Source organism: Halomonas sp. 3H (genome assembly GCF_024206005.1).
GTDB classification, from domain to species: Bacteria; Pseudomonadota; Gammaproteobacteria; order Pseudomonadales; family Halomonadaceae; genus Halomonas; species Halomonas campaniensis.
Map to the genome: position 1 here is coordinate 845,273 of NZ_CP100360.1, position 21,233 is coordinate 866,505.

The window sequence follows — 21,233 nt, forward strand, 5'->3', positions numbered from 1 at the left end:
AGTGCCAGGGGCGGTCTGACCGCAGTGGGCGAAGTACACACTGTGGCTAATGATCAACCAAGTGAAAAGAAGTTGGTGGGCAGGTAAGCACGTAGATTGAGAAGGCGCGGAAGACGCTTAGGCAGACAGGGACAGATACTGAACAATCAGGAAGGCTGTGGATAGGTGGTGTCAGAGCGGAAGGTATTTTAGGAAAATATTTAATAAGATCTTATGTATTGGGGTGTTTGATGCTTGTTTATCAGTTCTCTACTATTTCAGAGTGGCTGGCGCAAAACATTTATAACAAGGTTGTTTTTCTTAATGACCCTGCGAAATTTAATGATCCAACGGAAAGCAATTTTTCTCTAAAAAATATGGATGAGTGTGATGGTGGGAATGAGTTCAAGGAAGAGTTTCTTAAATCTATAAAAGGTGATCTGTTAGAAAGTTATAATATTAACGAAATTGAAATGAGTAAACTATCTGGCATGACGTCAGGTTTTTTTCATAATAAGTCATTTAAAGAAAGCTTTTTTGTGGACAAGTTCGCAGATGAGTTGCTTGATGGTTTGAATGGTGAAGATATAAATAATTTTTGCCATAGAGCAGTAAAGGAAGCTCAGGCGGCTTTTCGGATATCTTCTTTTTCCAAAAACAATTCTAATCCACTAATGTGGGGTCATTATGCTGATGGAATGCGAGGCGTGTGTATTGAATATGATATAGATGACAAAGACTTAAACAAAGTTGAGTATAAGGAGTGTTATAGTGTGGATGTGCTGAGGGTTTTAGCCAGGGGTACTGAAGATGAAGTTAGGAAAACCTTTCTAAGGAAAAATCCAAGCTGGGAGTATGAGGATGAGTATAGAGTAATAAAAGTTGGGGAGAGCTTTTACCCTTTAGAAGAGGGGCAGATAAAAAAAGTTTACTTTGGTTATAGGTGCAGCGAGGAAAAAGCTGATTTTATAAAAAGCTTGGCTATTTTAAGTCATGGGAGTGATGTTCAGTTTTATATAACTAGAAATCTAGTTAGTAGTCAGTATACGATAAACAGCCCGGTGGATCCAGGTAAATTGAAAGAGGAGATTGCTCGCATTAAGAAAAAAGTTAACGAGCATGAGACATATGTGGGTGATGAGGTTCTAAAGTTAGTTTGTGAAAACGAGTTCGGAAAAGACTAATGTATGGTAGTGGTTTATCTTCTGGTTAATAGTGACTATCAACTTCTCCATCACAAATAAAAGCTTATTGGTAGACCGGAGAGAGTCTTGGTTTATGCTCGCGAAACTGTTTTCGAGAGTCACTCTTAAATCTCAGAGAGTTAGTGCTGTCATGAGGTCCTGGGGTTGGGATGTTGTTGTAAGAGCCCCGGACTATGCCGGGGTGGTGGTCTGGGCCTGGTCGAGCAGCGGGGTGACGCGGACGCGTCCGGTAAGAAGGTCGTCCATTAGGCTATGCTTCTGAAGCTGTATCTTCGCGAGCTGAGTAGTCTCTTGCTGGATCTGTTTCTGTAGCGCCCTCCAAGCCCCCACAATTCTCAACTGCTCTGTCATTGTGGGGAGCGGAAATTGAATTTTTTTGAGGTCGCCAACATTGAAGTGCTGTTGAGCAAGTCCGCCTTGAGATTTCAAGACATGCCCTTTCCCAAAATCGGAGTTAATCCATAGCGACCAGAATTTCGGGTCAAGACCTTCGCCAACTCTGCTAATTATTATGTCAACGCAGTTTGCTTCCTCTATGGATCCATCAACCACGCATGACGTGCCGGGATACCCTGTTCTTACCGTCAGAACATCCCCGGATTTGACGGCACTCTTAGACATTGCCTTATGGTCCTGTTGGGACATGTACATCAGGTTGTCTAAAGAGAGACGGTTTTCTCGCACATTAGCTGAGCGAAGAATAGGCACACCTGAAGCTCGGTAGTACTGGGTCGGCTTGATGACAATTCCTACGACGATTTCCTTACATGCCTCGGCGCCGTTTGATGGGAGCCACTCCCTCGGAATCAACCCCAGCGGCGACTCCTTGTAGAGCTCCGGCGCCTGCTCAGGGCTTGGGCGGAGCTGGCTATTCTCGTCGATACCGCGGGTCAGCAGGTCGTGGAGCAAGCCCTCCTTGACCTTCTCCAGCTTGGCGATCAACGCCTCGGTCTTCTGGATCTGGGTGTCGAGGGTGTCGAGGACTCCCTCAAGAACCTTGGCTTCTTGGTTCGGTATGTCTGCGACCAGGAGTGTCCTTAAGTCGGCGCCTCCTATGGCGGCAAAAGTCGTGCCTTGAGAAACTTTATCTAATTTCTTCGCATTGAAACTGAGCAGCTCGCGCCCGAGTGATTCACCATAATGATGAAATTTCACTGCCGCCAAACCGCGGCCTATGCAGTAGAGCTGGTCAGCAATATTAGTCTCGCCGACCGGCGCCCTGACAGAAATCAGGCTACTGCCCTGTTCGGCGATCTTCGCGGGCTGGGTGCAACTATACTTCGCCGCTGGGTGCTTAACCCCAAATTCAGCATTACCTTGAAGGAACGGCACCCCTTGCTCACTTCCTTCATAAACGTAAGTTGAGTCAGGTGACTGCCCCATCCGAATCTCAGCCAATTGGCCTAATGGAACGAGAGAGAACTCAGACATACCCCAGCCCCTCCAGATACTGCTGCAGCTCCTGGGCGGCGGCATCCCGCTCGACCTCGATATCGGCCAGCGTCACCCGGTACTTGTCCCACCAGGTCTCGTAGGCGGCGATCACCTGCTGGCGCTGCTGGCGGATATAGCGCTCCAGGATGCCCTTCAGGTCGTTGTGCAGGATGGTGCCGACCAACTCGGCGGCGGCGGGCTCGTTCAGGGCATCCACGGCGGCGTTCAGGTGGGTCTCGAAGCTGGCCACCTTGGCCTTGTGGGCCTTGCGTACCTGGATGCGCTGGCTCTTCCAGGCCTTGATCTGCTCCGGCGTCGGGGCGTCGTCGTCCTCGCCGTCGCTGGATTCCGCTTCGTCGCCTTCATCGCCCTCCGGCTTGGCCTCGGCGGCCTTGATCTGGGCATCCAGCTCTGCCTTGCGGGAGGCGATCGCCTCCAGCTCGGCCACGTACTCCTCCAGCAGGAAGTGGACTAGGCGGTGGTCCAGCGGGTTGGCCTTGCTCTGCTCGTCCTCCAGCAGGCTGTTGATGCTGGTGCGCCAGGCGTCCACCACGCCCAGGCAGCCGCGGGCCTGCAGGGTGCGGAACTCGTTCTTGTTGTCGAACCAGAAGCCCGCGATGATGCCGCGCACCGCGAAGCGGTCGAGCATGGCGGTGGGCTCCAGGGCCGCGGTGAAGCTGCCCAGCAGCTCGTCGCGCAGTTGGGTGAGGCGGCCGCCGTTACCGGAGAGAGTGGTGATGCTGGCGCCGTGCTCGGCCCACCAGGCCTCGAAGGCGGCCATCACGCTGGCCTCTTTCTGCTGCAGGCCGGCGTCGGCCTCGATGGCGGGCTTGAGGTCGCGCTTCTCGCTCAGGGGCTCGGCGAAGTCCACATAGTCGGGGTCGTTCGCCCTAGGTGTGAAGAGCGCCATGGGGTCGAGGCCCTGGGCATCGAACAGCGGGCGCCTGGCCTCGATCTCGGCCACCGGCACGCCGCCCTTGAGGTGGGCGCGTACGTCCTGGGGCTCGGGCGGTGGGGTGTTGTCGGCGTAGCGGCGGATGTTGAGGTTGTAGTCGTTGTCGCGCAGCTCCGCGAGGGGCACCACCCGGGCGAAGCCGGACACGTCCTCGAAGGCATCAAAGGTGCTGGCGATCTTCTCGATGTGCTCCGGCAGCAGGTGGTTCTGGGCGCGGCCCTCGTAGAACTCCCGGTCGGCATTGATGAACAGCACCTTGCCCTGGCGCTCCTCGGGCTTGGCGCCCTTGGCGCGTAGCACCAGGATGCTGGCCGGGATACCGGTGCCGTAGAAGAGGTTGGGGGCCAGGCCGATCACCGCCTCCACCAGATCGTCCTCGAGCATGCCGGCGCGGATGCGCTTCTCATCGCCGCCGCGGAACAGCACGCCGTGGGGCATGACGGTGGCCAGGCGGCCGTCGGATTTGAGGCAGGCGACCATGTGCTGCAGGAACATCAGGTCGGCCTTCTTGGCGCCCTCCGGCACGCTGCCGTAGTGGAAGCGCTCCGGGAAGTGCTGGCTTGGCGTGTAGCCGATGGAGAAGGGCGGATTGGTAAGGATGCGGTCGAAACGCACCAGCTCGCCGCCCTCGACGTGCTGCGGGTCGGTGAGGGTGTCGTCGTTGCGCAGGTCGGCACTGCTCACCCCGTGCAGCAGCATGTTCATCTTGGCGATGGCCCACACCGAGCCGGAGGCCTCCTGGCCGAAGAGGTTGAGCCGGCGCGGGTCGCCGCCTTGCTCCTCGAGGTACTCCTTGGAGAGGATCAGCATACCGCCCGAGCCCATACAGGGGTCGTAGACGCTGTGGCCCTCCTGCGGGTCCATGAGGCGCACCATCATGCGGACCACCGGACGCGGAGTGTAGAACTCGCCGCCCTTCTTGCCGGCGGAGTCAGCGAAGTCGCGGATCAGGTACTCGTAGGCGGCGCCGAGCAGGTCGGGGAACTCGAAGTCCTCGTTGCGCAGGCGGTACTCGCTGAAGTGAACGATCAGATCACGGAGCTTCTTGTCCGGCAGGGTGGTGGAACCCACCTTGCGGGTGAAGTCGATATGCTCCAGCACCCCGGCGAGGCTGGGGTTGTGCTCCTCCAGGCCGGCCAACGCCTTGTTCAGCGCATTGCCGACGCCCTGGTGGGCCTCCTTCAGCAGGTAGGGCCAGCGCGCCTGCTCCGGCACGTAGAAGGTGGCCTTGTACCAGCTCGGCATCTCGATCACCTGGGCGATGTCGATCTCGCTCTTGCCGGCCTGCCTCAGCTGCTCGCGGACCTCCTCCTGGCGTTGCTCGAAGACATCCGAGCAGCGCTTCAGGAAGAGCATGCCGAAGATGTACTCCTTGAACTCCGAGGCGTCCATGCGCCCACGCAGGATGTCGGCCGCCTTGAAGAGGTGCCGTTCCAGCTGGTTGAGGGTGAGGATCATGTACAGCGGTTCCCTGTGTTCGATGAGTCGGCTGCCTCATGCAGCCGTGGTACTTGTCGTCTATCTCATCAAACTTGGGGACAGAAGGCCACGCGCGATTGGTGGGGTGGCGGGGCGTGCGGGGTAAGGTTAGGAGCGGTGAGGACGAAGAGGGTGGTGCTGATGGACAGTCGTCGCCCAGCTGGACGCCTCAAGAACCACGCGCAGGGACCCTGCCCATTGTAGATATTGCTCTTAGACTTTAGGCGAGCGGCCGCCCTGCCAATATAGGAGCCTTCAGAGAGCGGTAGGAGTGTACGGAAGGGGGCATATTTGGGGGCATGAAGCTTGTCTACATTTACTAAAATCTTTTTAAATCATATTGTTGTAATTGTTTTTCGAGGGAAGCTGGGCCCACCAAGAATCAATTGTTTACGCTTTTCTTTCTCCCGTCTCCCGCTGTTTTTCGTTGTACCTGTCCATCTCGTGACCATCGGAGACTGCTGCTGGTCAACTGCTGTGGTGAGAGTGAATAAGGTCTGCTCAGTGCAGACACGCTTCCAGCGAGGAGCTCTCTTCCTCGTCGCCCAGTTCACTGAGCCCAACGTAGGATGTGCAGGCTGGTGTTTTACAGCCCCTATCGCATTGACCAAGAGGCTGCGGTTACCCTACGAGTAGGATGATGGGTTCTGTGTAGAAGGAAGCTTCGAAACAATGTTGGTCTACAACGCCACCAAGCGTAAGCGACCGGGCATCACCGCTTGTCAGTGATCAGCCGGTGTGCTGCCAGTTGTGGGGCAGGAGTTCGTGGAGTTGGCTGGCCTTCTGGGTCGGCAGCCGTTCCAGCACGTCCTTCAGGTAGGCGTAGGGCTCATGGCCATTCAGCTTGGCGCACTGTATCAGGCTCATGATGGTGGCGGCGCGCTGGCCACTGCGCAGTGACCCGGCGAACAGCCAGTTACTGCGACCCAACGCCCAGGGGCGAATCAGGTTCTCCACCCGATTATTGTCGATCGGTAACCCGCCGTCGTCGAGGTAGCGCGTCAGCGCCGCCCAACGCTTCAGGCTGTAATCCAGCGCTTTCGCTGTCGCCGAGCCGTTCGGCACTTTCTCTCTGTGAGCCAACATCCAGCGGTGCAGCGCGTCGGCGATGGGCCTTGCTCGTGTCTCCCGCAGCCGTTGGCGCTCTTCAGCGCTCAGTGACTGGGCCTCGCGCTCTACCTGGTAGAGCTGACCGATCAGCTCGATGGCCTGACCGGCGATCTGGCTCTTGTCGGCCACGTGCAGATCGACGAACTTGCGCCGGGCGTGGGCCATGCAGCCGATTTCGGTGACGCCGTTGGCGAAGCTCTGCTTGTAGCCGCTGTAATCGTCGCACACCAGCTTGCCCCGCCAGTCGCCGAGGAAGTCGCGGGCATGCTGGCCGCCGCGTCCCTCGCTGAAGTTGTAGACCACTGCCTTCAACCCGGCATAGGGCGTAGTGGCATAGGCCCAGAGGTAGGCGCGGTGCGTCTTCTTCTTACCCGGGGCCAGCATCGGCACCGGGGTCTCGTCGGCATGCAGCACGGGTTCACTGAGTAGCAGGTCACGCAAGGCATCGATCAGCGGCTGGAGCCGCACGCCGCAGATGCCGACCCATTCAGCCAGGGTGGAGCGCGGAAGCGCCACGCCGGCGCGGGCGAAGATCTGTGCCTGACGATAGAGCGGCAAGTGATCAGCATATTTGGCGATCAGCACCTGGGCCAGCAGGCCGGCGGTGGGGATGCCCTTGTCGATGATCTGGGCCGGCATCGGCGCCTGGGTCAGCGTCTCGCACTGGTCGCAGACCCACTTGCCACGGATATGCCGCTCGACGTGAAACACACCCGGCGTGTAGTCGAGCTTCTCACTGATCTCCTCGCCGATCCGCCGCAGCTCGCAACCACAGGCGCAGTGCTCGCTCTCCGGGTCATGGTGGATCTCGGTGCGCGGCAGTTCGGGGGGCAAGGGAGCGCGCTTGGGGGCCTTCTTCGCCGCCGGTGCGGGAGACGTCAGCGCCAGGTCTTCCAGCTCGGTCTCGATGGCAGCGATGTCGGCATCCACCACCTCCTCCAGCAGGCTGATCTGCAGGACGTTGAGCTGCTCGCTGCGCTTGCCGAAGGCGTGGCGCTTGAGCAATGCCAGTTCATAGGTCAGCTTCTGGTTGACCTGCTCGCTGTGCCGGAGCGCCTTATCTTTTTCTTCCACCTGCGACATCAGCGTGGCCGCCAGGTGGCGGAGCTGATCGGGAGAGAGCTGAGACAGATCGGGCGACGTGGTCATCCGACAAGTATGCCAGCCCGACGCTGACAGCGGGATTAGCGCATCAGCGAATAGCGAGGCGGGAGATTCTATGCCGCTCCAAGCCCGAGGCATCAGACCATAGAGATTACCCCGCCGGCGCCGAGACGCTGCCAGGGCAGGCCTTGAACCAGCGCCGTCACCTGCTCGGGGCAGAGCGCGACGCGATCGCCATGCCAGTTACCGGCCCAGTGGAACTTGCCCTGGTTCAAGCGCCGGGCACATAGCCAGACACCCAGGCCGTCGTGCACCAGCACCTTCATACGGTTGCCGCGCCGGTTGGCGAAGAGATAGGCACAGTGCGGGCGCGCCGCGCCGAACACCTTGACCACTCGGGCCAGCGCGGTATCCGGGCCGGCACGCATGTCCAGCGGCTCGGTGGCCAGCCAGATCTCGTCGATGCGGATCATGCGAGCAGCTCTCGGATCAGAGATCGGCAGGCGTCGGCCTCCGAGGCAGGCCACTCGATGACCAGCGGGCCGTTGGGGTGCGGGATCGTGAGGAGAATACGGTCCGCCACCTGATTCTGGCGAGCGACCGGTAATGAGGTGCTGGACATGGGCACCGGCACAAACGCCGGTGCTTCTGGCGCGGCAGTCCGCTGACGGGCGGTGCGGATCCACTTGTGGACCAGGTTGGCATTAAGGCTGTGCTCCATGGCAACCCCGGCCACGGAGGCGCCGGGCTGCTGGCAGGCCTCGACGATTCTGGCCTTGAACGCGGCGGTGAAACGACGACGCTTCCGAGGGGCTTCCAGCACGCTTAAGTCAGTCATGGTAGGTGTCCACTTATTAATAGGTGGGCACCTAATGTCGCTGGCCAGAGGGTTCCGCGGAAGGCGTGTTCACCGGCCCGTTACCACCAAGCAGCAGTTCATCGATGATGTGCGAGCCAACGTCATTACTGACGCCATCGAGAACGAGGTGGCACGCAGGCTGAACCGGAACTCGCCTCGCAGTGAGGTGACGTCTTGGGAGAACTCCCTGCGCTTCATGATGAGTGCTCTGCTCGATGAGGGTATTCCCGCTTCGGCGGGAGTGGCCATCGAGTACAACATTCCGCTGACCAATCGCCGCGTGGACTTCATCCTGACCGGCAAGAACCACCAGCGGGACGATGCGGCGGTCATCGTGGAACTGAAGCAGTGGCAGTCCGTCGAGGTGACGAAGAAGGACGCCATCGTGCGTACCCAGCTGGGCGGCGGTGTACGCGAGACCAACCATCCGTCATATCAGGCATGGTCCTATGGCGCGCTGATCGAGGACTACAACGAGACGGTACGCTCTGAGTCAATCCGCCTGGTGCCCTGCGCATACCTGCACAACATGAAGCAAGGGGACGCCATCAATGACCCCTTCTACGAGCATCATACGCGCCGTGCTCCAGTCTTCATTTCGCAGGATGCCTTGAAGCTCTCGGAGTTTCTGAGCCAGCACATCAAGTACGGCGACAGCAACGACATCATGTATCGCATCGAGCATGGTGTAATCAAGCCGAGCAAGAACCTGGCGGATGCCCTGGCATCGATGATGCAGGGTAACGCCGAGTTCCTGATGATCGACGACCAGAAGCTGGTCTATGAAACCGCGATCGATCTTGCGCATCGCGCAGGCAGCGGCAATAAGCAGTGCCTCATCGTCAAGGGCGGGCCAGGTACCGGCAAGTCGGTGGTGGCCATCAACCTGCTGGTGGAGCTGACGAAGCGCGAGATGATGACGCAGTACGTGTCGCGAAACTCGGCCCCTCGGGAGGTCTTCAAGAAGAAGCTGACCGGAACGCGCAAGAAGACCCACATCGACAACCTGTTCAAGGGCTCGGGCAGCTACGTCAACGCCGAGCCGGATACCTTCCATGCGCTGATCGTCGACGAGGCGCATCGCCTCAATGAAAAGTCCGGCATGTATCAGAACCTGGGCGAGAGCCAGATCAAGGAGGTGATCGCTGCGTCACGCTTCTCGATCTTCTTCATCGATGAAGCGCAGCGCGTGACGCTGAAGGACGTGGGCACGGTCGAGGAGATCCGGCGGCGGGCAGCCGAGTGCGGTGTCGATGTCCACGAGCTCGAGCTGGCCTCGCAGTTTCGCTGCAACGGCTCAGACGGCTATCTAGCCTGGCTCGATCACGCCCTTCAGATTCGCACCACGGCCAACACCGACCTGGAGGACATCGACTACGACTTCCAGGTGTTCGATGACCCGAGTGCCATGCGCCGGGCGATTCTCGATAAGAACCGCAAGGCCAACAAGGCACGCATGGTGGCGGGCTACTGCTGGCCCTGGGCTAGCAAGAAGGACAAGCAGGCCATGGACATCGTGTTTCCCGAACATGACTTCGCGGCCCAGTGGAACCTCGATGACGACGGCATGCTGTGGGCGATCGCCGATGGATCAGCAGAGCAGGTCGGCTGCATCCACACCTGCCAAGGGCTCGAGTTCGACTACGTCGGCGTCATCATCGGTGACGACTTCGTGATTCGTGACGGTCGCGTGGTGACAGATGCGGGGAAGAGGGCTGGGCAGGATCGCTCGGTGCATGGCTACAAGAAGATGCTCAAGGAGCAGCCCGAGCATGCCCGTGCCCTGGCCGGCCAGATCATCAAGAACACCTATCGCACGCTGATGACGCGGGGCCAGAAGGGCTGTTACGTCTATGCCACGGACCCCGAGACCCGCGAGTACTTCGCGGCCTATGCTCGCTCTCGAGAAGCGACCGAGAGACTGGACGTGCCTGAGGATGCCGAGACGCTGGATGGCTTGCACCTTCCCGTCGTGACGCGTGATGAGGCCGTACCGTTCGAGCGCCATGTGCCCTTGTACGACCTGAGCATCGCCGCCGGTGAGTTCAGCGAGATGCAGGTCGCCGACGCCGAGCACTGGGTCGAGCTACCGGATCATGTACGTATAAGCCCCGACCTGTTCGTCAGCCGGGTGGTGGGGGAGTCGATGAACCGGCGCATCCCCAATGGCGCCTGGTGTCTGTTCCGTGCCAACCCCGGCGGCACGCGGCAGGGCAAGGTCGTCGTGGTGCAGCATCGCGCCATCGAGGACCCCGACCACGGCGGCAGCTTCACGATCAAGCTGTATCAGAGCGAGAAAGTCGAGGAGTATGGCGAGTTCGTGAACCAGCGCATCGTGCTGAAGCCCCAGACCAACGCCTTCGGTTACAAGGACATCGTACTCGAGGACGAGCTCGAGGATCTGAAGGTCATCGGTGAATTCCTCTCCGTGCTGTGAGCGAGTGGGCGGCTGGATGGTCGCCTATGCCGATGCTGGCTGGATAGCGAGAGGCAGAGCAGGCATGCTCACCGCTATCCGATACCGCAGAACCAGGTGAGCCCTAGATGTCAGACCCGTTCAAGCAGCTCCGCGACGCCATGGACCAGTTCGCCACCGAGCGTGACTGGGACCAGTTCCATTCGCCCAAGAACCTGGCCATGGCGCTGACGGTGGAGGCAGCTGAGCTGCAGGAGTGCTTCCAGTGGCTGACCGAGGCGCAGTCCAGGGAGTTGGATGAGCAGCAACTGGCCGCCGTACGCGACGAAATTGCCGATGTTCAACTCTATCTGATCCGGCTGGCCGGCAAGCTGGACGTGGATATCGAAGCGGCGTGTCGGACGAAGATGGAGAAGAATGCGGAGAAATATCCCACCGACCAAGTGAAGGGAAGTGCGAAAAAATACACACACTACCAGGATTGATGTGATGTGTGGCCGCTTTGTCCCCTGCAGCGGCCTTCTCAGCCTGGCTTCGTCCCTCAAGCTTCCTCCCGCTAAATTTGGACTCAAGCAAGGACGGAGACTCAGCTTTCGGTTTAAATTCTGTGCTAAAAGCGGCCTTAAATGTCGATTTTGTGCTTGAAGATAAACCAACGTGGTTTATTATTCACTCTGAAGACGGAATTTAAGGCCGCTTTTTGATGTGAAAGTAAACCAGCTGCTGCACAAGATCCCGTATGGCGCCGTCGTTACGACCGCCTGGCTGGCATCACACGGCGTCACCTCAGATCAGGCGCGTAAGCTGGCCGGCAGTGGCTGGCTGCAACGCGTGGGGCACGGCGCCTACTGTCGTGCGGGCGAGCCTATTTCCTGGGAGAGCGCTGTCTTCGCCCTGCAGGCGAGCGACGATACGGGGTTGCCACTGCTTTGGCCGGGTGGCCAGACGGCCCTGGCACTGCATGGCTTCGTCCACTATCTGCCCATGGGGAAGCGCACGACGCACCTGTATGGCAAGGAGGCCGCTCGGCTGCCTCGATGGTTGAGTGACGCCGAGTGGGCAGGGCGGATGGTGCTCCACTCTGAAAAGGGCCTTCCAGCGCAGCTTCCCGGTAGCTTCACGGACTACGCGCCGGATGGCAGGGCCTTCAGCTTGCAGGTATCGACCCCCGAGCGAGCGGTGCTGGAGTGGATCGCCGTGACGCCGAATGAGCTGCTGTTCGGCAGTGAGCTGGTGGACACCTTCGGCGGCCTCAATACGCTGCGTCCGCGTCGGCTGCAGGCATTGTTGGAGGGATGCCGTTCGGTGAGAACGAAGCGTGCCTTCCTGGTGCTGGCTCGCTACACCGGGCATGCCTGGTACGGTCGACTGGAACCAGGCCGACTCGACCTCGGCAATGGCAAGCGGCAGCTCTGCCAAGGCGGCAAGCTGGACAGGGAATATCACGTCACGGTGCCAGAGGCGTTCCTGCATGCCGATTGAAGCTCGCTACCACGAACAGGTCAGTCTGCTGGTCTCGCTGCTGCCGTTTCTCAATGACGAGCCGTGCTTTGCCCTCAAGGGGGGCACGGCCATCAACCTCTTCGTGCAGCCATTACCCCGCCTTTCGGTCGACATCGACCTGGCCTACCTGCCGTTGGAGCCCCGTGACGAGGCACTGCAACGCTGTCGCGAGGCGCTGCAGCGACTGGCAGAGACCTTCAGTGCTCGGCTGTCAGGCGTGCGCGCCGAGCTTCAGGATAATCGCCGAGATGAGCTGAGGATCCTGGTGCGCCGGGGGCGTAATCAGGTGAGGGTAGAGGTGTCGCCGGTGCTGCGTGGCACTCTGCACCCGCCTCAGGAGCGTGATGTCGTTGAAGCCGTGGAGGACGAGTACGGCTTTGCTGCGGTGCAGGTGGTGTCAATGCCGGACCTGTATGGCGGCAAGATCTGCGCCGCGCTGGATCGCCAGCACCCCCGGGACCTTTTCGATGTGAAGCTGCTTCTGAATCAGGGCGGCCTGGATCGGAGCGTATTCGAAGGCTTCCTGGTCTATCTGCTGGGACATCCCAGGCCCTTGAACGAAGTGATCAACCCACGGCTGAAACCGTTGGACGACGTCTATCGACAGGAGTTTGTCGGGATGGCCAGGGTTGGCCTTCCATTGCAGGAGCTGAAGGAAGTCCGCGTTGAGCTGCTATCGCGGCTGGGCCAACTGATGACGGATAAGGATATTCGCTTTCTTCTGTCCTTCAAGAAGGGGGTGCCTGACTGGGCGCTATTTCCGCTGTCTGGCGTCGATCGGCTGCCTGCCGTGCGCTGGAAGCTCGCTAACATCCAGAAGATGGGGGCTGACAAGCATCGTCAGTCTCTGGCGCTCTTGCAGCAGGCTCTGGGTAGTCTTCGGAGATAATGCCCAATATCTCTGCGACGTACCGTCTTAAGTAGACTTCTCCTTATAGCTGTAGGGTCCCGGATGATCAAGTCGCCTGTACAGTGACGGTATTCGACTTACACCGGCTCCCCTTGGCCGTCACTGGCCACGAAGCGTAACATTGCTCGTAGTGTGCTCAACCGGCTAGGGCGGCTGTTTCCAGAGGATTGGGCGCCCAGCCAGCCCCGTCATTACAAGAATCGAGCGTGCTTCCCCTGACTAAGCGCAGTTGGCCTGCGATGCCGCGGTGCGGCGCTACCGCGTCCGCAGGTCCACACCCAGCCAAGTCAGAGGAGATATGCAGGCCATGCCCCGGCGCAGTCGCCCCGATATCCGCACCGCCATGCTTAACCTGATCCAGGAGATCCGGACGCAGGTGCCCTTCGATACGCCCGAGGCGAGCCTCTGTCGGGGGCCCTGCAAGGGGTGCTCGAAGAAGCTGCTGGAGTTCCTCGATACCGAACTCGAGGAGTGGGAGGGCCGGCTCGAGGAGGGCGAGGTGCCTCGCTTCGGAGACCTGACCCGCCTGGAGAGGCTCGCCCGCAAGGTCCTGGCGGCGCTGCGCAGGAATGGCCTGATTGCCTCCGCCTGAGCCTTGATCGAGCCGAGTGGCTCCGGCTCAGTCAGAGTGGGGAGTGCCGAAACAAATGTGATGCTGGCTCGGCGGAAGTCCGATTGGTGGGTTACGCCTGTTGAGACAGGCGCTGATGCCTTTAGGAGCAGCGCGCCGGTATCCAGGGGCGGGGCGGGGTAGTGGGTGCGGCCAGGGCCTGCCATGATGCTGACTTCATCCTCCTAGGAGAAGCGCCTCATGAACCATACCGCCCTGATCATCGTGGACCTGCAGAACGACTACTTCCCGGCCGGAAAGTGGCCGCTGGTGGGTATCGAACAGGCCGCCGAGAACGCGGCCAGCGTGCTCGCCCACTTCCGCGAGCAGTCGCTGCCCATCGTGCACATCCGCCACGAGTTCCCCTCCGACGAGGCGCCGTTCTTCGTGCCCGGCAGCGAGGGAGCGCGTATTCACGCCTCCATGGCGCCGCAGGAATCCGCCGGCGAGGCGGTGATCCTCAAGAACAGCGTCAACGCCTTCCTGAATACCACGCTGCACGAGCACCTTCAGGAGCAGGGCATCGAGCAGCTGGTGGTCGTCGGGGCCATGAGCCACATGTGCATCGATGCCGCCACCCGGACCGCCGCCGACCTGGGCTATGGGGTCACGGTGCTGCAGGATGCCTGCGCCACCCACGACCAGGTGTTCAACGGCGAGACGGTGCCGGCCGCCCAGGTGCACGCGGCCTTCATGGCCGGGCTCGGCTTCGCCTATGCCGAGGTCACCGATACCGCCGCCTGGCTGAAGCAGCAGGGCTGATTGCCATGGGGGGAAATGCCGCTCAGGCCAGGTCGAAGAGGAGAATCTCTGCGTTTTTCACCCCTACCGCCTCGATGCTCTCCCCCGGCTGGAAGGCGGCGGCGTCACCGGCCGAGAGCTGCTGCCCGTTGACCTCTGTCTCGCCACGTGCCACCTGCAGCCAGGCATGGCGCACAGCGGGGATCGGTGCCCGCTCGCCGGCAGCGAACCGCCCGATGTAGAGGTTGACGTCCTGGTTGACGCTCACCGAGCCGTCGCGCCCCTGCTGGGAGACCACCAGCCGCCATTCCCCCTGGCGCTGCTCGGCGGGAAAGGCCTTCTGCTCGTAGCCGGGGGCGATGCCTCGCCGCTCGGGTTCGATCCAGATCTGCAGGAAGTGCAGCTCCCGGTCGGGGGCGTTGTTGAACTCGCTGTGAATCACACCGGTGCCGGCCGACATGCGCTGCACATCGCCCGGGCGCATGATCGCGCCGTTGCCCATGCTGTCCTTGTGGGCCATCTCGCCTTCCAGCACGTAGGAGAGGATCTCCATGTCACGGTGGGGATGGGCGCCGAAGCCCTGGCCGCCCTGCACGCGATCCTCGTTGATCACGCGCAGCTTGCGAAAGCCCATGTGGTTCGGGTCGAAGTAGTCGGCAAACGAGAAGGTGTGGCGAGACTTCAGCCAGCCGTGGTCGGCGTAGCCGCGCTCGTTGGCATGACGAATGATCATCGGAATCTTCCTCCAGAGGGTTGCCCATCATCCGGCGAACGGTCAGCCGGCGGTAGATTGCTCGTTCATGGGTAGCTTGCAGGGGATCGCCTCGGCAAGAAAGTCGATCAGCGCCCTGACCGCGGGGACCAGCCCCCGGCGAGAGGCGAAGACCGCCTGGATCGTCCCGTAGGGCGTGCGCCACTCCGGCAGTATTCGAATCAGCTCACCCGAGTCCAGGTCCGGCTGGCAGACGTTGTTGGGCAGCAGCGCTACGCCAAGCCCCTCGCGGGCGGCCGCCAGCAGCATGTCGAAATTGCTGCACACCAGTCTCGGACGCAGTGTGATGATCCGAGTTTCATCATCGGGACCGTGCAGCTCCCATTGGGCCATATCGGACTCCTCGGCCATAGACAGAGTCGGCACCTCGGCCAGCTGGTCGATGGTGGCGGGGAGTTCATGCTCGGCCTGCATGGCAGGGCTCGCTGCCAGTACCAGCTGGCTCTGGCCTAGCGGACGCATAACGAGGGAGGCATCGGCCATGTCCGGGCGAGTCCGCACCCGGATGGCGATGTCCAAGCGGTCCTCGAGCAAATCAGCCCGGCGTTCGAAGACCTGCATATGGACCCGCACCTTGGGGTAGCGCTTCATGAAGTCGGGCAGAATTTCCCTGATCAGGTTGTGAATCAGGCCCTGGGGGCAGCTGAGGCGAACGGTACCGTTCGGTTCGGCCTGCGCCTGGGCCGCCACCGTCTCTGCTCCCTCTACGCCTGCCAGCATGGTTTCACAATGCTCGTAGAACGCCTGGCCCACTTCCGTGGGGCGGACTATCCGAGTCGAGCGCTCCAGCAGCCTCAGCTGGAGCCGCTCCTCCAGCCTTGTCACTCGCTTGCTGAGCGTGCCCTTGGGGACGCCGATGTGCCGGGAGGCGGCAGAGAAGCCTCGGTGAGTCACCACCGCATGAAAATAGAAATAGTCGTTCAGGTCATGCATGGCACGCGGGTTTCCAGATACGAGGAAAGGACCCTAGTCGTTTCCCTGGGGAAACGCAAAGTTAAAAATTAGCCTGCTATTAAATAGCTGGGGCGACCTTATAATGCAACACATGCCTTCACACGGATGGCTCGCTCCACATTGACCAACCCAGGACTGATTCATGAAAAACCAGAAAGCCGCACTTTTCATCGCCCTTTCCCTCATTTCAGGTATTGCCCTTGCCGAAAGGGGCTCCGCTGAATTCAATCAGCCGATCCCCCCCGCTTCGGCCAGCACAGGGCAGAACAGCTTCGAGGGCCTGGACAGGAACGGGGATGGCGTCATTTCCCGGGAAGAGGCGGAGGCAGGCACCTTGCCGGCCAACTTCCTCTATCTGGATCGCAACCATGACGGCCTGATCTCCCTCAAGGAGTTCAATTACCGGCCGCGTTGATTCCTTCATTCTGAGATCGGGGATCGCGCTCAGCCCCATGCCGCCTGAGCGACAGTCACACGGGGAGAAGGGCGCCGGCTCGTCTCCCCGTGTTCGTGAGCGGAGGCCAGAACGGCCTGGCATCACGGGCGGCAGGCTCATCGCCTGATTCCCCTGACTGGCCCTTGGGGGATAGAGGCGCCCTTCGGTTTCCGCCCTCGCCTGGCCCCGGGCCAGCTATCGCCCGGGCAGGAGGTCCACCACCACCGGGTCATGGTCCGAGGAGCGGAAGGGGTCGGGGCGGAAGAGACGCGCGGCACTCTCCGGGCCATCGTAGCCGAGGAAGCGGGGCTCGTCGGCATTGATGGGCCAGGGCCGGACGGCCGCCACATCTGCGGCCAGCGCGGGGCTCGCCAGGGCGTGGTCCAGGTAGCCCGACTCGCCGCGGAACACATAGCTGTAGCGGCGTTCGGGGGGCAGCTCCCGGGCCAGCAGGTCGACCAGGCCGGCATCAAGCAGCGTGCGGATCGGATCCTCGGCGCCGTAGGCATTGAGGTCGCCGATCAGCAGCAGCCGTTCGTTCCCCTCGGCGGCGAGGCGCCCGAGGAAGGCGCTCATGGCCCGGGCCTGGGCCACCCGGCGCTCGTTCCAGCAGCCTTGGCCCTGATCGATATCGCCGCGGTCGATGTCGCCCCGGGCGGGGCAGCCGGTCTTGGACTTGAAGTGGGCGGTCACCACGCCGAAGGCGGGGCCGCCTTCCACGCTGCGAAAGAAGGCCGCCAGGGGCGGGCGGTGGTGGACGCGGTCGCCGTCGGCATGAAGCTCGCTCACGGCCTCCACCCGGTCCGGCCGGTAGAGCAGGGCGACCTTGATGGCATCGTCGCCGCGGCTGGCGCGGCCGCCCACGGCGCGATAGCGCATCCCGGTCCGCAGGCTCAGCTGCTCGACCAGGTCGGCCAGCGCCCGTGGGGCGTTCTCCACCTCCACCAGCGCGAGGATGTCGGCATTCAGGCCCGCTACCGCGGCGGCGAGCTTGGCCCGCTGGCGCTCCAGCGCGTCGGCATCCGCGGCACCGCGCTGGCCCAGGGTGGTGAAGTAGTTCTCCACGTTGAAGGTTGCCACCCGCAGCCGCTCCCCCGGCGCGTCAAGCGGCGCAGGGCGTGGGTTCGTCTCCTGAAAGCGAGGCGTCTCGGTCGGGTGCAGGCGGTGGGCGTCGAAGGCGTTGGCAAGCACCCCGGTCAGCCCCGCGACCCGGCTGCCGACGCGACGCGTGCCGTCGTCGTTCAGGTAGGGAATCGGGCTCGGAAAGGTGCGGTAGCTGCCGTCGTCGAGCATGAGGACGGCGCGCTCCGGGTCGTTGCCGGATGTGTTGGTGGGCCGGAAGAGGCGTTCGGTGGAAAGCGCGAGGGCGCCGTAGCGGGCGAGCTCGTCATTGCCGGTGACGGTGAGCGGCTGGGGGAAGGTCACCAGCCGACCCTCCAGGCGCGACAGTGACTCCTCATCCAGAGGCCACGCCAGCGCCTCGGGTGCCGGCAGCCGGTCGCGGGCACAGATCTCGACGCGATCGACCCGCTGCAGCTGGATCTGGCCGCGGTGCTCGCCGGTCCGGGCGTGGAGCTGGACGTGGCGGCCCGGGACGATGCGCGCGATGTCGCGCTCGGTGGCTGCGGGCATGTAGACGAACAGCCCCACGGGGCCCTGCTCGGTTTCCTGCTGCAGATAGAAGCCATCGAGACGCTCGCGGCCCAGAAAGGCGCCGGTCACCACGCCGTCGGCCACCACCGCCTGGCCTTCGGACAGGGCCGGGGCGCCGCCAACGCCCTTGATAGTGGCCAGGTCGACGCTGGAGGGGGCGGGGCAATCGGCCGCCGCCGGCATGGCTGTCAGCAGCAGGGCCAGCAGGCCGGCGGCGAGGGTGGTCAGGGCGCGGGAAGCTGCCATGGGATGGCGTCAGTGGGCGTCGCTCGCGGGGTGGCGCTCAGGCGAGGTCGTTGCCCAGCGCCTTGAGCTTGTCGGGGCTCAGGGCCAGGTCATCGTTGCGGTTGACGCCCACACCCTGCGCGATGATGCCCCGGGCGATCTCCTGGGCCTCTTCCAGCGAGTGCATCTGGTAGGTGCCGCACTGGTACTCGTTGAGCTCCGGGATGTCCTCCATGCGCTCGACGTTAAGCACATCATGCATGGCGGCCAGCCAGGCGTCGGCGACGCGCTGTTCGCTCGGGCTGCCCAGCAGGCTCATGTAGAAGCCGGTGCGGCAGCCCATGGGGGAGATGTCGATGATCTCGACGCCGTCGCCGTTCAGGTGCTGGCGCATGAAGCCGGCAAACAGGTGCTCCAGGGTGTGAATGCCCTTTTCGCCCATCATGTCCTCGTTGGGCTTGTTGAAGCGCAGGTCGAAGACGGTGATGGTGTCGCCCGAGGGGGAGCGCATGGTCTTGGCGACGCGCACCGCCGGGGCAGTCATGATGGTGTGGTCCACGGTAAAGCTGTCGAGTAGGGGCATGTCGACTCCTGCCGGTGATGAGTTGAGGGATGCGTCGGCGTTGGTGGCTCGCGCTGCGGGCATGGTATCTCGCCACGGCACCTGTCCGCCAACCGGAAGCGAGGGGCATCTCGCCCTGGCAAACAGCAGGGTGGGAGTCGGGCCTCCTGGATCACCTCATGGCGCGTCTCAACCCCGCTCCAGCGGCCCGCCATTGATCGCCGAGAGGGCCTCGTTGGCCTCGAGGATCTGCGCCTCGATGCCGGTCACGCCCATGCCTTCCAGGCGGGCGGTATGCATCTGCCGGTAGGCCTCGGCGTCTTCGCGGGTGGCAAACAGGTAGACGCCGCCGGCGCGCTTGCCTGCCTCGTCTTCCGTCCAGATCTTCCACAGCAGGCCGGGTTCATCGTTGATGGATCGGGCCAGCGGGGTCATGGCCTCCACCATGGCTTCGCCGAAGGGGCCTTCGAAGGGGAAATGTACCTGCAGAATCACGGCCATGGGGGCCTCCTGGTTGTGGAGCGTCACTGCATGAAGTCGGGGCGTGGGCCTGCCGCTGTGCAGGCCCACGCCCCCCGGTGGGGGATTACAACCGGCTGGCCACGGCGTCGAGGAAGCCCTGCATGTCGACGATGGTCTCCGTGGCAGGGTCGGTGGTCTTGCCCTTGAGGTCGCCGGTGATGATGCCGGCATCCACGGTATCGATCAGCGCCGCCTTGAGGCGGTGGGCGTAGTCGACCAGGTCGGCGTTCTCCTCGCGCTCGCCCAGGGTCTCCAGGGCGTTGGCCACGGCGAAGAGCAGGGCGGAGGAGTTGAAATGGGCCTCCTTGCCGTCGGTCTCGAGGTACTTCAGGTAGAGGTCGTGGGCGGTGCCGTGGGGCGCCTCGAACAGCATGGTGCCGTCCTTGCTCTCGATGATTGAGCTGGCGGTGGCCAGGCTGCCGCCCAGCGCGGCGGAGATGTCCGAGAAGATGTCGCCGTCCAGGTTCTGCGCCGGATAGAGGGCGTTGCGGGGCGGGTCGGTGATCATCTTGATCAGCTGGCTGGAGGGCCGCATGATCATGAACGACGGCGGCGGCGTGCCGGCCTCGGCGAGTTCGCGGCGCACGTCGGTGATCGCCGTGCTGAACACCTCGTCGTACTCCATGTACTCGCGCTTGAGGCCGAAGTAGACCTCCTTGCCCTTGCGCGAGGCGTCGCGGAAGACCTGCAGCACCCAGTCCTTGATCGCCGCCTGGTCGTTGGACATCAGCAGGATGGCGTCGCCCTTCCGGACCCGCCGCGCGTGCTTCTCCTCGCCGTCGACGATCACCTTGAGGATGCCGTCTTCCGCGGCGGGGGCGTTGAAGCTGCCGTACTGATCGCCGCCGCCGGCACTCATGCGCGAGATGGAGACCTGGGCCTTGCGGTCGGGAATGCCGTAGCGCTTGAGCTCCTCCACCAGCTTGTAGAGCTTGCGGCCGGTGGTGTTGTCCGGCACGCCCCACAGCGCGCGCTTCGGCGGGTTGGCGACGATGCGTGCGGCCTGGGCGTCGATCAGCTCGTAGTGGTAGGAGAGCCCCAGCGCTTCGACCTGCTCGCGGTAGTCGCGATCAAAGATCTCCTCGATGGCGGCTCGCATCACGCCGTCGTAGCCGGCGATCACGGTGTCCTTGAGGCCCAGGTAGATATCGCGCTTCTCGCCGATGGCGCGCTGGAAGAAGCGGTGGGCCCAGGCCCTGACGTCGTCCACGTCGTTGGTGGCCAGCAGCCAGGGGTCGCCCTTGTTGACCTCGCGGCGGTGCAGCTCCACCGGATCGCCGCTGGCTCCTACGAACATCAGCTTGACCACGCCGGTGGCACGGGAGAGCTCGTTGAAGCTGTCCTTGATGCCGCCGGTCTCCATGGTGTCGACCTCGATGTCCCGGTCGATCCACGCCGGGCGGGAGACCTTGAGGTTGCGAAACTCGATGTCCTCGCGGGTGATGTTGCCGCCGATGCCCTTGCGGATGGCCCCGTTGGGCGACTTGGTGGCCAGCGGATGCAGGCGGGTGCCGTCGATCTCGGGGTGCTTGGCGAGCAGCTCGCCGAGCTGGGTGCGGTTGACCGTCATGCCGGCGTTCTTGATTCCCACGCCGTGCGTCTTCAGCGCCTCGACGGCGTCGACGATCACCTGACCATTGGTGACCAGGCGATTCTCGGCCGAGAGGTCGATCTCCACCAGCGGCATCTCCAGCCGGGAGGTCACGAAGGTGTCGAGGATTCTCTCGAAGGCCACCTGGGCCATCTCGTCGCCGTGCAGGATGACGAGGGGGGCGTCGACTCTGATCTTGCTGCTCATCACTGT

The 21,233-nt window shown here is 62.1% G+C and carries 19 protein-coding genes; 8 read left to right on the forward strand and 11 right to left on the reverse strand.

The genetic code is table 11. From position 1 onward, the window contains the following. Positions 1-230 precede the first annotated feature (230 nt). On the forward strand, positions 231-1,163 hold the full coding sequence (locus NFC98_RS04085; protein WP_254276866.1) for a DUF2971 domain-containing protein: 933 nt from the start codon (positions 231-233) through the stop codon (positions 1,161-1,163). Positions 1,164-1,355: 192 nt separating this feature from the next. Here the strand turns inward: NFC98_RS04085 and NFC98_RS04090 are convergent, their stop codons facing one another. The 5 genes from NFC98_RS04090 to NFC98_RS04110 all read right to left on the reverse strand — a co-directional run bounded on the left by NFC98_RS04090 (position 1,356) and on the right by NFC98_RS04110 (position 8,104). Beyond that, positions 1,356-2,615, reverse strand: a complete 1,260-nt coding sequence (locus NFC98_RS04090) for a restriction endonuclease subunit S (protein WP_254276867.1) — start codon at positions 2,613-2,615, stop codon at positions 1,356-1,358. After that, positions 2,608-5,031, reverse strand: a complete 2,424-nt coding sequence (locus NFC98_RS04095; protein ID WP_254276868.1) for a class I SAM-dependent DNA methyltransferase — start codon at positions 5,029-5,031, stop codon at positions 2,608-2,610. Before NFC98_RS04095 ends, NFC98_RS04090 begins: the two co-directional genes overlap by 8 nt. A 750-nt stretch (positions 5,032-5,781) precedes the next feature. Beyond that, a complete protein-coding gene (locus tag NFC98_RS04100) occupies positions 5,782-7,311 on the reverse strand; it encodes an IS66 family transposase (protein ID WP_254276869.1) in 1,530 nt (509 codons plus the stop codon). Between the two features lie 92 nt (positions 7,312-7,403). Next, positions 7,404-7,739, reverse strand: a complete 336-nt coding sequence (gene tnpB / locus NFC98_RS04105; RefSeq protein ID WP_254276870.1) for an IS66 family insertion sequence element accessory protein TnpB — start codon at positions 7,737-7,739, stop codon at positions 7,404-7,406. Then, on the reverse strand, positions 7,736-8,104 hold the full coding sequence (locus NFC98_RS04110) for a transposase (RefSeq protein WP_254276871.1): 369 nt from the start codon (positions 8,102-8,104) through the stop codon (positions 7,736-7,738). Before NFC98_RS04110 ends, tnpB begins: the two co-directional genes overlap by 4 nt. A 34-nt stretch (positions 8,105-8,138) precedes the next feature. On the opposite strand from NFC98_RS04110, the gene NFC98_RS04115 reads away from it, so the two are divergent. The 6 genes from NFC98_RS04115 to NFC98_RS04140 all read left to right on the forward strand — a co-directional run bounded on the left by NFC98_RS04115 (position 8,139) and on the right by NFC98_RS04140 (position 14,326). Beyond that, positions 8,139-10,562, forward strand: coding sequence for a DNA/RNA helicase domain-containing protein (locus NFC98_RS04115; protein ID WP_254276872.1), 2,424 nt, complete (start codon positions 8,139-8,141; stop codon positions 10,560-10,562). Positions 10,563-10,669: 107 nt separating this feature from the next. Next, the gene (locus NFC98_RS04120; protein ID WP_254276873.1) at positions 10,670-11,026 is read left to right on the forward strand and encodes a nucleotide pyrophosphohydrolase; all 357 of its coding nucleotides are present in this window, start codon (positions 10,670-10,672) and stop codon (positions 11,024-11,026) included. Between the two features lie 220 nt (positions 11,027-11,246). Continuing rightward, complete coding sequence (locus NFC98_RS04125) at positions 11,247-12,023, forward strand: type IV toxin-antitoxin system AbiEi family antitoxin domain-containing protein (protein WP_254276874.1); 777 nt, start codon at positions 11,247-11,249, stop codon at positions 12,021-12,023. Continuing rightward, positions 12,013-12,933, forward strand: coding sequence for a nucleotidyl transferase AbiEii/AbiGii toxin family protein (locus tag NFC98_RS04130; RefSeq protein WP_254276875.1), 921 nt, complete (start codon positions 12,013-12,015; stop codon positions 12,931-12,933). Before NFC98_RS04125 ends, NFC98_RS04130 begins: the two co-directional genes overlap by 11 nt. Before the next feature lie 328 nt (positions 12,934-13,261). After that, a complete protein-coding gene (locus NFC98_RS04135; RefSeq protein WP_254276876.1) occupies positions 13,262-13,546 on the forward strand; it encodes a hypothetical protein in 285 nt (94 codons plus the stop codon). 219 nt (positions 13,547-13,765) lie between these two features. Beyond that, on the forward strand, positions 13,766-14,326 hold the full coding sequence (locus NFC98_RS04140) for a cysteine hydrolase family protein (RefSeq protein ID WP_254276877.1): 561 nt from the start codon (positions 13,766-13,768) through the stop codon (positions 14,324-14,326). A gap of 22 nt (positions 14,327-14,348) precedes the next feature. Here the strand turns inward: NFC98_RS04140 and NFC98_RS04145 are convergent, their stop codons facing one another. Further along, on the reverse strand, positions 14,349-15,038 hold the full coding sequence (locus tag NFC98_RS04145; RefSeq protein ID WP_254276878.1) for a pirin family protein: 690 nt from the start codon (positions 15,036-15,038) through the stop codon (positions 14,349-14,351). A 42-nt stretch (positions 15,039-15,080) separates the two neighbouring features. Further along, on the reverse strand, positions 15,081-16,010 hold the full coding sequence (locus tag NFC98_RS04150) for a LysR substrate-binding domain-containing protein (RefSeq protein ID WP_254276879.1): 930 nt from the start codon (positions 16,008-16,010) through the stop codon (positions 15,081-15,083). 163 nt (positions 16,011-16,173) lie between these two features. On the opposite strand from NFC98_RS04150, the gene NFC98_RS04155 reads away from it, so the two are divergent. Next, positions 16,174-16,446, forward strand: coding sequence for a hypothetical protein (locus NFC98_RS04155; protein WP_254276880.1), 273 nt, complete (start codon positions 16,174-16,176; stop codon positions 16,444-16,446). Between the two features lie 216 nt (positions 16,447-16,662). Here the strand turns inward: NFC98_RS04155 and NFC98_RS04160 are convergent, their stop codons facing one another. From NFC98_RS04160 to NFC98_RS04175, 4 genes are all read right to left on the reverse strand, one after another. After that, entirely contained in the window at positions 16,663-18,366 is a 1,704-nt protein-coding gene (locus NFC98_RS04160; RefSeq protein WP_254276881.1) for an ExeM/NucH family extracellular endonuclease, read from the reverse strand. Positions 18,367-18,403: 37 nt separating this feature from the next. Beyond that, on the reverse strand, positions 18,404-18,928 hold the full coding sequence (gene luxS / locus NFC98_RS04165) for an S-ribosylhomocysteine lyase (protein ID WP_254276882.1): 525 nt from the start codon (positions 18,926-18,928) through the stop codon (positions 18,404-18,406). 168 nt (positions 18,929-19,096) lie between these two features. After that, on the reverse strand, positions 19,097-19,408 hold the full coding sequence (locus NFC98_RS04170; protein WP_254276883.1) for a monooxygenase: 312 nt from the start codon (positions 19,406-19,408) through the stop codon (positions 19,097-19,099). Between the two features lie 85 nt (positions 19,409-19,493). Continuing rightward, entirely contained in the window at positions 19,494-21,227 is a 1,734-nt protein-coding gene (locus NFC98_RS04175) for an isocitrate/isopropylmalate family dehydrogenase (protein WP_254276884.1), read from the reverse strand. Positions 21,228-21,233: the final 6 nt, after the last annotated feature.